Genomic DNA, 11,862 nt, shown 5'->3' with positions numbered 1-11,862 from the left:
AATATAAGTCCTAAACCAATAGCACTTAACCCCAAGATAAATAGACTTATAGTTAGCCAAAGTTGAAAGGTACTACTTCCTAATAAGTTGCAGGGATAAGGTCCGTTAATAATCCAAAGATAACGTTGATAATTCCCATGTACCAGACAATATATTATTAAGGGCAATATTAAACAAAATGCTCCAAAACATAATATTAAAGAAGATAATATATCAAGTATTATAATAAATGGATTGAACATAATAGAATGAGAATTAATAATATTGAAGGTTATTTGTCAAGATATGTATACTTCATGCTTATTATATTTTTAAGTGTTTTTTGTAAATAACTTCAAAATATTTGATTTAGTGAAATAGAAAAGACAAGTGCACCCATTATAATTTTTAAAGTTGTTTTTATATTTTAGTTTTTTATTCAACTATTTTATAACCTGCTGATTTTAGAGAGGGCTTTGTATAGATAAATAACATTTCAACTGGTTCTGAAAATGGATTGTAAAACCAGTGTACAGCTCCTCTAGGAATAAACATAGTATCACCTTCTTTCATTTCTACTTCAGTGTCATTAACCCCGCTTATTCCTTTTCCTGAAAGTATGTAAATTATTTCCTCAGCATTTGGATGAATATGTTTTTTATGAGATGAAGTTTTAGGTGCAAATTTGCAATATGCAAAGGTTATATCTTCAGCACCTACTGTATCTTTATCTACGAGTACAATTCTTTTAGCATTATTAAGGTCTTTAATTGGTTCATTTCGCCCATCTTGAAGATTAAGTACATATTTCATAGATTCCTCCTGGAAAACAATAAACTTTTTAGGGTGCACTTGCTATTTTATGTATTAATTTTATAACACATATTCATTATATTCATTTTCGCAAGGTGGGCCAAACGCAATATACATCTTTTTTTCTTTGGGAATCATAATAATTGAAGCTTTAGAACTTGATATCATACTGTCTGGTTTTGTTTTGTTAACATGTCTACAAATAGATTCTGGATAGTTTTTATGATCTCTTAATATATCCATCATCACTCCTGCTGTAATTGTTCCATAGTTGCTAAGGATTAATTTTTTCATACGGTTAGCCCGAGCATAGGAACAAGGCATTATTTGTTTACTCCAATCATTTTTTTTATATATTTCTGTTTCATAATGATTAGCGTGTATAAGTATATTTTGTTGAGGCCTGATTTCTGTATAGTGATTGGAAATACTCTCCAAACCGATTATATTACCATTTGTATCAGCTATATGAAAGTAAGCATACCCTTTGGCTGTTTTTTTTAAAGTTTGTACGGCATCTTTAATAGTTTTGTTACGCATAATTTTTGGAAGATAAAAGCCAATGGGTATAATAGGGCTAATATTTTGTGGTTTATTGATTGTCATGTTTGTGCAATTAGCAAGGCCATCTTTTGTTAGATGATAGTAAGGAACGCCACAAAGGAAGACAGAAAGAGTTTCTGGAGCGTTGGTATATTTTATTTTGAGAAGATCAACTGGAGCGTTTGGATGCCAGTCTATATTTTGTCCTAAAATAGTTTTATTATTTTTTGTTGCATTTCCTGTAACAGCAAAGGAAGTACACATAGGAATAATTAGTTGATAGGTAAACATAATTTCAATCATACAGCGCAGTGCAAAAGCCTCCTCAAACGCAACCTTAGCCCCATCTGCTTGCCCCTTAATCATTTTGATTTCGTTAGGAGCAAATTTTTTTACATCTTCTAAAAAGGTTAAGGCAGCATCTATGATATTTTTTTTGCTACTTTGCCAGGGCTTGTTTTGAAAGATATTGTAAAAGAGTTGGACCGAGTTTTGTATATTATCTGCACATGCTTCACCATATTGTCGTCCAATTGCATAGTGGCTTCCCTTACATTCAATAAAATTTAATTTGTTATTTTTCATTTATTGTACCTCTAGATTATTTGATAAGCTTTTAAGCCTTATCTTGAGCTTTTGTATTGGAAAAATGCGACAAATGTAAAAATAAAGAAGTAGATTATTAAAAAAAAATTATATGTTACTAAAGTTGATGGAATACACAGTTATCTTCTATTGATTTAAGACAATAGGGGATAAAATGGCTTAGGTTTTCTTTTTTTTGAATATTTTTTTGAATATATTTAAACCAGCTTGGCAGTTTTCCTGTTAATTCTTTAAAGTCCTTAATAAAGTGAGATTGATCTGAATAACCTGTAAAATAGGCAAGATCTGCAAAAGTATCTGAATAGCCTTTGAATAGGCTTCCCAATACTTTTTGGAGTCTTATTCTACGGGCTAGCATTTTTGGAGTTAGACCAGTTTCCTTTAAAACTATTCGTTCCATCTGGCGAACACTGAGATGTAAGTTGGCTGCAATTTTTTTTACTGGTTGTAGTCCATATGAAGCTTCTATACATTCAATCACCTTCTGGTTTAGAGTAATGTTTGTGTTGTTTATCCCCAACGTTTGTAAAAAATTTTCAATAATGTTTTGTTTTGAAGAATAGGTAGGTGCTTTAAGAAGCTGTTGACCAATTATTGCAGTGTTAATTTTTTGTATTTTTTTAGGTAGTTCTATATAAGTGTCAACTAATTCTGATGGGCTTATGCCCTCAATGCGTGGGCTTTTCCCAGGGCGAAACCTAATTCCTATATAGCTATAATTACTGTTTATTTTAATAATAGCTCGTTTTTTAGATGGACCAAATAAATATAACTTACAATCAAACTTAGAGATTTTAAAGAGTATTTCTGTATTGCCGTCTGGAAAATATTCAAAAGTAGAATAATTATTATTTGTTTTACTTTTTGCAAACCAATATTTTTCTATATGTCTACAAAATTTTTTATTTGGATATTTTATATAAACCATATTATATTAATAATAAAGCGTCATGCCTAGATTGGCAAATAATATTTTCAAAAAAGTATTTTTTGGGGATGACTTAAATATTACATATATTTTTTAAAAAGAGAATAATTCAAAAGTTGACAGTGATCTTATTTTGTACAATTAAACTGTAATTTTTGATTTAGAATTCTTTAATCTTCCTGTAACAATTAGTCCATATACGCTGATTAAAGTAGTTATCATAGTAATTATTTGATAATATTTTACAGTTTCTTGAAGAAATAAGATAGCTAATATTATTGTTATTACTGGCCATGGAGCAGTTATTGAGCTTGCAACAGAAACATCTACATGTTTGACTGCGTAGAACCAGTTTATTAGTTCAAGATAATATATAAATCCCATAATAGCAGCATATATTTGAAAAGTTGAACTACTTAATAGATTTAAAATATAACTCAGATCATTTATATAAACTGCAATAACAAAAAGAAACACTGCTGAAATTGATACTCGAAAAAATGTTACTTGGGCAGGGGTGATTGGTGTTTTATCAAGCACTTCTTTTACAATTACATGAGCTACACTCCAGATAAATGGAACACTTAGAGCAGAGAGAAACCAGTAAGATAATCCTTTAATTTTCCACGTTCCTCCTGTTCCTAAATAATAAAGACCACTAATTAGTAATATTGTAAAAAATAATTCTCCAATACTTTTTCTTTTGTTTAAAAAAATTGTTTCCCATAAAATGGCGAATAAAGGATATGCTTGAATGGCAATAGCAGCACTTGTGGCACCAGCTTTTTCCATGGAAAATACATAAGCAAAAGTTGAGATACCAAACATGATGCCAGTAACTAAAATAATAGAAATAGTTTTTTTCTTTAATGTATTAGGCAGATTGGCACTAAATATCCCTTGATTATAATTCCTTAATTCAAAAAAAAGAACAGGTACAGAAAAGATCAATTGCCAAATTGATAAGTATAAAGCAAAATGTAACGCATCAATTTTCATTGGCCTGCTATTAGAGATAATAGGCATTATCCCAAGTAGTATTAATGATATAAATGAGAGAATAATTCCTTTTGTTATGTTTTTGTTATACATACTTTTATCCTTTAATTTTTAGATAAAATTTATTTTTTATTTTTATTCAAAACCATATCTCAAGTATCAATATAATAATTTGGCCATATAATATTCATCAATATAAACATTATTGACCAATAAAGACTTTCTTCTTATTCCTTCTATCTTAAACCCCATTTTTTTATATAAGGCAATAGCTTTTTTATTATGCATCATTACTGTTAACTCTAGTCTGTAGATGTTTTTACTATATGCCCATTTCTCTAATTCAATAAATAACTTTCTTCCCAAACCTTTTCCGCATAGTGATTTAAGAATACCTATCACGATATGACAAGTATGCTTGTTTCTCTGATAGTTCCCGCCAATACCAGCAATGTATCCACCTAGTTGTTTGTTGCTTTCTATAACAATAATGGTCTGATTATAGGTAGAGAGGATATTTTTAATATCTTCTCGTTGTTGTTTTATTGTTATTGAGCGTTCTCCAGGTTCGAGCATCATAAATTGTGTTTCTTCATCTAATTGTTTACACAGAGAAAGAAAATTTTCTGCATCATGTTCTCGAATTTTTCTTATTATCATAAAAAAATACCCATTACTGTTTGTTAGGATTTAAATTTGTTTTAAAATTAGTTTACTTAATACAAATACCTCGGCCAAGTGAATTAGAACAAATAGCAGCAGAATTGTAGTTAGGTGAGGTCTTGTTAGAAGTTAGGATTTGGTTATTGGGCAAATTCATATTTGATTTTTGTTATGTGGCCTCGCCAGTAAGGTTTTGAATTTTTGGAAAGTATCCATTTTGCTTCTCCTTGTGTTGGGATGCGTATTCCGTTGCATAGCTTATAATTCCACCATTGTCCTTCCCATGGTGTTGGCACCATCTCTCCAGCAACATTGCGGCCTCGTATCTCAGCACGAACTGATTTGATTAACCCCTTTTGATTAAAGTAGAACAGTAAACTTACTGTAATTTGGCCGTCTGTTAATGTTGCCTTAGCAGAATAATTATCTACTGCGTGCCAGCAAACGCCCTGTGTTGGTAACAGAGCAGTGGGATACCACGCTGCTTCTGCAAGGAAACGCATTAACTCTCCTTTAGCCATTTTAGTGGTTCCTTGCGACTTAGCCAGCGGGATTAGTCCGAAAAGTGAGGCATAAAGGATTCCTTCTCCAGCAATGTAAGCATCATGTACATATGCTGTTAGACCTGGCATTATTTTAATCCTGCCGTCCCAGACAAAACCTTTTCGGCTTGTTATTACTTTTTGGATGGAAGTAAATGGTTTCCACTGTTCATCTGTTGGACTTATATTAAATGTGCCAGTATGTTTAATAGTGACGGCTGAGATTATTGGCTGTCCCTCTGTAAGTACAGCACGGAAATAACGTTGCACTGGTGGAGGTAAGCCTATTAATTCTTTGGAGTTATATCGTAAGTTTTTAGGGCTAAAACGTTTAGCCTCTAAAGAGGCATACATCTTTTCTGTAACAAATGCCCAGCGAAGAGAACCATATACCAGGGCTAGGGTAATTAGCGCAACCAGTCCAGAGATTGTAAATAGAATTATCTTTCGCAACATAATACTATTTTAATTTTTAATGATTTAAAGTAGTATCTACTATCAAATATTTTTAAGAAGTAAAATATTTTTTTAAAATTGTTTAACAATTTTGTTATTGTTATTAGAGATATTAGAGATATTGTGGTGAGAAGTAAATTTTTTATTAGTTTTTTATATAGCTTCCTATTTTTTCAATTGTTGGTACCAATATCATTAGAATCACTATGTTTTATTTATCTTGTATAGTGAGGAACTAGATCTTTTATATTGTGTGTTGGTTTTTATTATTCAGTGATTCCAATGGATTTATATCATTTCTAGTTTGTTAAACTTTTCTTCAAGTTCTATTTTTATTTTATCTAATAAAAACAAATCTGGATATTTTTGTTCTCCAACTACAGCTATATCACTTTCTTGATTATATTCATTTCTTACTACAGAACCAAATATAATTATTGCTTTTCTATTTATTATTTTTATTCCTTTTTAGTCAGGCTAACGGCGAAGCTCACTGGCTGGCATGGAGCGCAGCGAAATGCTAGTCCAGTGAAGCGTTTTGTTAGAAATTTTCAATACATATCTTAAATTTTTCCAATAAATTTTCACAGACTTCTTTCTTTTTTATTCTATTTTTAGAAACTGTAAAAATATAATTTAACTTTAACACACTATCTACTATTAATCCCTCACTTTTAGAAAGCAAGATACCTCCCATCTTTAAATTACTTGTAATACCTGCTATTATTACATTACTCTTTTCTTCAAATAACACTAATGCTGGTCTTAATTTCATTTCTAGTTTATCTGTAAAAGGAACTTCTACTAAAATAATATCTCCAAAAGCTAACTCATATTGTCCCATATATTATCTTCCTCATTCTTCCACAATTCTGTCATCTTTTCTAATTGTGCTAATTCTATATCTTGTTGAAAAGCGAATTCTTCTATTAGTCTTTTTATAAAATCTTGGACACTTTCGTGTTTTTCTTTTAATTTTTCAATTGTTATTATCAATTCCTGAGAAATTGGAATATATGCAATATCTTCTACCATAAAATTCTCCTTTTATATTTTTATTTCTAACATTGCTAATCACCCGCGCGGCTTTTTGCGTCGGCTGAATTAGCCTTGTTAGAAGCGGTTTCGGTACAAATTTGAAACCACTCACAAAGTATTCCACGAAACGGCTTGTATTTTTCTACAGTTTTAATGCTTTTAATTTGTCCCCAAGGAATAAAAGTCACATGGTCATTATGGTTTAGGATAAATACCCCTCGTTCAAACTCCCGAAGAAGCTTCCCTTTTAGGTGTGGTGATTTTTGGCTAAAGGTGATAATTACCTGTTTCGGTTTACGCATCGAAGCATCGACTGCCGCATTGTATCCTGAAAAAAATGCAAGAATGAAAATTATGGGAAGAAAGGTAAAAGCAGCCTGTGATTCCCAGCTTCGCCGAAGTTTTATGAGTGGGGCGGAATAGCACCATTCGGCAAAACCCATCCACAATATTGACAGCATTAAGGGTAATGCAGATGACATGATGTCACCAATTAATATGTAATTAAAGACCGCAAGAGGAGCAGTCCACTTTATAAGTTTCCATGGACCTTCCCTGAATTTTTTCAGTTTTTCGGGGTTCTTTGAGCTTTCAATAATTTCTTGTTCTGTTAACCCCTTTTCCACACGTTGAAATTGATACTCTACGGCAAAATACATAAGAACAAAAGCAAGTAAGTATGGAAACCAAATCACACCTGTACGAAAATGATCTGATATTGTTGTCGGGAGACTCATTAAATCAATATCTATCGCATAAACGAAACCCCAGTCATATATAACTGAAATAACGAATCCTATAGCAACGACAATTGTTATACCCTCAGCAACCATTCCTATTGAAAATTTGTGAGTGTCGTTTCCCATTGTCTTCTAACGCCTAAACTCAACGGCGGCGTGTAACGCCGTCCGCTGGAGAGGTTTGTTAGACATTTCTTAGATCTAAAAAAGCTGGCTTCTTTAATCTATGCAATCTATTTTCCCATCTGTTTGCTAAATTAAGCAAATAATCATAAGCTCTTGGATTTATTTCTCGTCTAGAATCAATAAAGTTTCTAAAAACTCTAACATAAGAGATCACCATGCCAGCCACCATTTCAAAAGCAACATTTTCATCCGCTATTTTTGCATGAATAGCTAAAGCCATATTTTCCCAATGAGCAAGCAAATAAATTATATCTGTATATATAGCAGGTTTTTTTTGTATTACATCTTCGATCTCTTTCAAAGTAAGTGATTCTTTTCTTTTAGCTAATATCCCAAAAGCATTGTCTAAATTTATTCTAGCTTCTCTTAGACGTTCATTTTTAGTTAAAGAATAAGATAAGGCAAATTCTCTCATATTCCATTCATATTGATTTCTTATTTGCGTTATCAACACTTTTAATTGTTGAATTCCAACAATAAAACCACCTAACAATATCAATACCGTTAATACCTGAAGGTAAACTTCAATGTTATTTATTATTGAATTAATAACCATAATTTAATTTCTAACCACTTATTTTTTACTCCGCTATCAAAAAACAAAAAGCTAACATAACCAGAAATTTTATTTTTTATTTCTAACGTCTAGAGTCACTTGCCGACATGGAGCGCAGCGGAATGGCGGTCAAGTGCACCCGTTTGTTATGGTAAAAATTTTTCTTTCAATTCAAAACACTTCCCGATCAGGCAATCTTTATTATAAATATTGCCTGTCACTTCTTTCTGAAATTTGTAATCAACATATTGAATACAAAACTCCTTATAGTCTATTATGTTATTGAAATACTTAAAAGAAAGCGTAGGATTTATATACAGACAAAACAATATCGATCCAATACCTAACGAATAAGCAATTTTTTTGCTAAAAAAATTTGTAAGATATTTTGACACAGGATAACCAATTAACCAGTATAGAAAAAATAAAGTAAATGCCGAAATAATTACTGAAAATATTAATTCAATGTTGTTTATAGCTTTAAATGGGGTATTATTAATAAATATCCTGTTAATAGCAATCACAAATAATATTGATACTAGAATAATTTCCAACGAATAAGCCCTTAGCGAATGATAAAATATACACACATGCACCCTTTTTGTCTTATAGTAAAGCGGAATTAACAGCAAACTAAATATTAAGATACTTGGTATCAAAGCATTTAAAGACAATAATAAAATAAAAACTGGATAGTTAATTAAAGACGCAGGATTGACGATAAAATAATTTGGCAATAGTCCTTTTATTCCTTTTATTATTATACTGATGAGGCTTAGTGCAAAAATGAAATCATGATATACAAAATATAAATCTGTTTTTTCAATATCATACGTAGGAATATCAGGACAAATTAACAGTTTTTTAAATCTCTTAAGACTAGCTGGAACTAGATTAAAAATTTGTCTGGTTGGATCTTTCTTCATTTCTCCATAACGTTATGCATGTGCGGCTGGCAACCGCGAAGCGAAGCGTAGCGGTTGCCAGCCCGACACGATGCGCTTGTTATGCAAAATTTTTTACAGACAAAATACTTTCTCTACCCATTCGTCTTTTTCAAATGGGCCATGAATAGATTTGAAGCACCCTCGACTTTCCTCAATGTCCCTCTCCAAGTCTGTCGCCACCCAATCAACAGTACAGATAATTCTATTAACCCCCAAGATTACACCCTTGATTATTCCAATATGAAATATTTTGATTCCAGTTTTTCCTTTTCCTTTCATTCTTTTAATAGCTATTCTATCGCCAGGCTTCATTTGTTCAGCTAAGGCATACTGAGCGGGCTGAGAATCTTCTTTCCAACCCAACATCCAATATCCTTCTTTCACAAATTTCTTATCTTGATGGTCAACACCTCCCCATGCCGCACCAACTACCCAATAATTCGGCATTTGTTCCTCCTTTTTATTGCATAACGTCGTGGGTCACTTGCCGACATGTAGCAAGGCCGAAGGCCGCAGCGGAATGGCGGTCAAGTGCACCCCGTTGTTAGGCAATTTTTTGTTGTCGATTTAATATTTCTTTCTCAAATTCAAAGGAGTAGGATAACAATGAAGTTAAATCTAGCTTTTTAGAAGCATTCAGAATTTCAATTCCTATTATTTTATCCTCAGAGGTCGTATCTATATTAACACCCTCAGAGATTTCTATAACTCCATCTGGAGAATCATCACTAAGTTTTAAATATAATGCATCTACTTCATCGTCATAATAAACCTTCATTTTTTCCTTCCTTTCTTTAAAGGATAATTTGTAATCACTGTTATTATATCCTTTTCTACAGAAATAACAATCTTTAAGGGATATTTAAAACCTTCAATATCTTCTATGATTTCATGATTACCTTGGGATAAATTCTTCCTCTCTAAAATATTTTTAACCGCCTCTTCTGAAATTTTATATAATTTTCCTCTTCTTTTTGCATGACGAGAAAATGTTATCTTCATCTGATATAATCTTTTTATTATTTACTAATTTTGCCTAACGACTAAGCTCACTGGCTGGCATGGAGCGCAGCGAAATGCCAGTCCAGTGAAGCGATTGGTTAGATGATTTTAATTTATGGAAAATATTTATAAATATCCTTCCTATGCAAAATCCTTACAAATATTATTTTATCTTTTTCTTTCTCCAATCCTATTCTATAATCTCCTATTTTTATACGCCAAAAATTTGGATTACTCCTCATTCGTTTAACATTTTCGTCTAACTCTAATAGAGAACCTGTCAATGAAATTTTTTCTATTATAGATTTTACTTTTTCTAAAATACGTTTATCTTTTATTTTCTTTAAATCTTTCTCAAATCTTTTTTCAAATATTAGCTTCATCTGTTTAGTATTTCCATTATTTTTTCTTGCGACACAAATTCATTTTTTCTTCCATCTTCTATGGCTTTACATAAGGCTATATCTTCCATTATTTCTTCAACAATATCTCTAAAAATTTCTTTTTTTTCTTGAAATAATTTAAAAATAATGTCTTCTAACATAGATTTTATCTCATCTTCTTTTATAATTATTTCCATTTCATCTCCTATGTAATTTCATTTTTTTCATCTAACGACTAAGCTCACTGGCTGGCATGGAGCGCAGCGAAATGCCAGTCCAGTGAAGCGATTAGTTAGATTATTTTTTTGTAAATATCTCCTCTTGGCCCTATTTTTACTATTAAAAGAATTTGCTTTTCTTTATAAACTCTAATTAACATTCTATATTTCCCAATTCTTAGTCTATAAATATCTGTTTCCCCTTCTACAGGCTTTATGTCTATTTTTTCTTTATCCATTAAAAGATTTAAAATTTTATTTATTTTTTTTTGATATCCTTTTTGTAAAGTTTTATAGTATTTATACGCTTGTTTTGAAAATTCTATTTGCCAAAAGGCCATGAAATGGTTTCTCCATTTTTTAATTCTTTTTCAGCTTTTTCTATTTCATATTTTTCTTCCATTATTAAAGGTGATGTATCTTCTTCTAAAAATACCTTTTCAAAAACTTCTTGTTTTGCTTCTTCACTTAATTTTTTCAACAATTCAATTATTATATCTATTGGTATGGAAACATTTTTTACTTCCATTTTTTATTTTCTCCTTTTTATTAATCTAACGTCAAAAGTCACCAGCCGCCATCCGCAAGCGAAGCGCAGCGGGTTGGCGGTCTGGTGAACTGGCTTGTTATCTGTTGTCATTTTACCTATCACCTTTAACATCATTATTTTTTGATTCAAAACAGAGAATTAAAGTTCTTTCACTTGAGCGGGTCCTGTGTTTAACATTTTTGGGTATTGTAATCATTTCCCCAGGATTAAGTTCCTCGGTCCTATCTTCGAGGTCTACAAACAATTTTCCTTCTATAACGTAAAACATTTCATCACTCTCAGCATGGTAATGCCAATGAAAATCTCTTTGCAAAACACTCAATCGCACAACATGGTCATTGATTTCGCTAACAACAAAATTCTTCCAATCATCAGTAATATCCTTGGTCAAATCAAATGCATTTAACTTTTTCAATTTATTTTCCATGATGAATTTCCTCTATTCTTTAATTTCTTTCTCAGATAACGCTGAGTTCAGCGGCGGCGATAGCCGTCCGCTGAAACGTTGTGTTATTTTTTAGGTCTAACCAAGTTCATTCACAAGCTTTCTTGGATTCCGATCTGCTTGTTCCATAGGCTCCGCATCTTCAAGTCTTGAATTACAATTTGGCCTGTTTCCAATGCTCGTTAAATCAAAATTTGCCATTAGATTGTTGGCTATTTTTTTAGGTCTAACCCGATTTATTCCCAAGTTTTCTTGGAATCCGATCTGC

General features: G+C 31.6%; 21 protein-coding genes. All 21 read right to left on the bottom strand.

All coding sequences use genetic code 11. The annotated features are described in order from the left end of the window. Positions 1-414 precede the first annotated feature (414 nt). Positions 415-792, bottom strand: coding sequence for a cupin domain-containing protein (locus BLP60_RS02495; protein ID WP_092062931.1), 378 nt, complete (start codon positions 790-792; stop codon positions 415-417). A 60-nt stretch (positions 793-852) separates the two neighbouring features. Then, entirely contained in the window at positions 853-1,920 is a 1,068-nt protein-coding gene (locus tag BLP60_RS02490; RefSeq protein WP_092062929.1) for a C45 family autoproteolytic acyltransferase/hydrolase, read from the bottom strand. A gap of 118 nt (positions 1,921-2,038) precedes the next feature. Next, positions 2,039-2,869, bottom strand: coding sequence for a helix-turn-helix domain-containing protein (locus tag BLP60_RS02485; protein ID WP_092062926.1), 831 nt, complete (start codon positions 2,867-2,869; stop codon positions 2,039-2,041). 141 nt (positions 2,870-3,010) lie between these two features. Further along, positions 3,011-3,961, bottom strand: a complete 951-nt coding sequence (locus BLP60_RS02480; RefSeq protein WP_092062923.1) for a DMT family transporter — start codon at positions 3,959-3,961, stop codon at positions 3,011-3,013. Positions 3,962-4,027: 66 nt separating this feature from the next. Then, on the bottom strand, positions 4,028-4,528 hold the full coding sequence (locus tag BLP60_RS02475; protein WP_092062920.1) for a GNAT family N-acetyltransferase: 501 nt from the start codon (positions 4,526-4,528) through the stop codon (positions 4,028-4,030). Between the two features lie 143 nt (positions 4,529-4,671). Continuing rightward, positions 4,672-5,526, bottom strand: a complete 855-nt coding sequence (locus BLP60_RS02470) for a DUF6920 family protein (protein ID WP_200779097.1) — start codon at positions 5,524-5,526, stop codon at positions 4,672-4,674. A 291-nt stretch (positions 5,527-5,817) separates the two neighbouring features. After that, on the bottom strand, positions 5,818-5,964 hold the full coding sequence (locus tag BLP60_RS10750; protein ID WP_353640738.1) for a hypothetical protein: 147 nt from the start codon (positions 5,962-5,964) through the stop codon (positions 5,818-5,820). Between the two features lie 106 nt (positions 5,965-6,070). Next, complete coding sequence (locus BLP60_RS02465) at positions 6,071-6,373, bottom strand: type II toxin-antitoxin system PemK/MazF family toxin (protein ID WP_092062915.1); 303 nt, start codon at positions 6,371-6,373, stop codon at positions 6,071-6,073. After that, the gene (locus BLP60_RS02460) at positions 6,355-6,564 is read right to left on the bottom strand and encodes a hypothetical protein (RefSeq protein WP_092062912.1); all 210 of its coding nucleotides are present in this window, start codon (positions 6,562-6,564) and stop codon (positions 6,355-6,357) included. Before BLP60_RS02460 ends, BLP60_RS02465 begins: the two co-directional genes overlap by 19 nt. A 35-nt stretch (positions 6,565-6,599) precedes the next feature. Next, entirely contained in the window at positions 6,600-7,433 is an 834-nt protein-coding gene (locus tag BLP60_RS02455) for a hypothetical protein (RefSeq protein WP_092062910.1), read from the bottom strand. 58 nt (positions 7,434-7,491) lie between these two features. Then, positions 7,492-8,049 carry a DUF4760 domain-containing protein gene (locus tag BLP60_RS02450; RefSeq protein WP_092062907.1) on the bottom strand — a complete coding sequence of 186 codons (558 nt, stop codon included), beginning with the start codon at positions 8,047-8,049 and terminating at the stop codon, positions 7,492-7,494. A gap of 146 nt (positions 8,050-8,195) precedes the next feature. After that, positions 8,196-8,975 carry a hypothetical protein gene (locus BLP60_RS02445; RefSeq protein WP_092062904.1) on the bottom strand — a complete coding sequence of 260 codons (780 nt, stop codon included), beginning with the start codon at positions 8,973-8,975 and terminating at the stop codon, positions 8,196-8,198. Between the two features lie 93 nt (positions 8,976-9,068). After that, positions 9,069-9,443 (bottom strand): hypothetical protein, encoded by a 375-nt coding sequence (locus BLP60_RS02440; protein WP_092062901.1) that lies wholly within the window; start codon positions 9,441-9,443, stop codon positions 9,069-9,071. A 97-nt stretch (positions 9,444-9,540) separates the two neighbouring features. After that, a complete protein-coding gene (locus BLP60_RS02435) occupies positions 9,541-9,774 on the bottom strand; it encodes a DUF2283 domain-containing protein (protein WP_092062898.1) in 234 nt (77 codons plus the stop codon). Then, complete coding sequence (locus BLP60_RS02430) at positions 9,771-9,998, bottom strand: hypothetical protein (protein WP_092062895.1); 228 nt, start codon at positions 9,996-9,998, stop codon at positions 9,771-9,773. The genes BLP60_RS02435 and BLP60_RS02430 overlap by 4 nt, the downstream gene beginning before the upstream one ends. A 113-nt stretch (positions 9,999-10,111) precedes the next feature. Next, on the bottom strand, positions 10,112-10,381 hold the full coding sequence (locus BLP60_RS02425) for a type II toxin-antitoxin system RelE family toxin (protein WP_092062892.1): 270 nt from the start codon (positions 10,379-10,381) through the stop codon (positions 10,112-10,114). Beyond that, entirely contained in the window at positions 10,378-10,578 is a 201-nt protein-coding gene (locus BLP60_RS02420) for a hypothetical protein (RefSeq protein ID WP_092062889.1), read from the bottom strand. The genes BLP60_RS02425 and BLP60_RS02420 overlap by 4 nt, the downstream gene beginning before the upstream one ends. A gap of 95 nt (positions 10,579-10,673) precedes the next feature. Next, entirely contained in the window at positions 10,674-10,940 is a 267-nt protein-coding gene (locus BLP60_RS02415) for a type II toxin-antitoxin system RelE family toxin (protein WP_092062886.1), read from the bottom strand. Then, on the bottom strand, positions 10,922-11,128 hold the full coding sequence (locus BLP60_RS02410) for a hypothetical protein (RefSeq protein ID WP_092062883.1): 207 nt from the start codon (positions 11,126-11,128) through the stop codon (positions 10,922-10,924). Before BLP60_RS02410 ends, BLP60_RS02415 begins: the two co-directional genes overlap by 19 nt. A 112-nt stretch (positions 11,129-11,240) precedes the next feature. Further along, entirely contained in the window at positions 11,241-11,576 is a 336-nt protein-coding gene (locus BLP60_RS02405; protein WP_092062880.1) for a cupin domain-containing protein, read from the bottom strand. Between the two features lie 96 nt (positions 11,577-11,672). Continuing rightward, positions 11,673-11,862: hypothetical protein (locus BLP60_RS10680; RefSeq protein WP_234970932.1), on the bottom strand; the 190-nt coding region annotated here is incomplete at its 5' end.

The sequence above is a fragment of the Desulfonauticus submarinus genome, assembly GCF_900104045.1.
In the GTDB taxonomy this organism is placed as follows: domain Bacteria; phylum Desulfobacterota; class Desulfovibrionia; order Desulfovibrionales; family Desulfonatronovibrionaceae; genus Desulfonauticus; species Desulfonauticus submarinus.
This window is presented reverse-complemented; position numbering and strand designations above follow the sequence as displayed.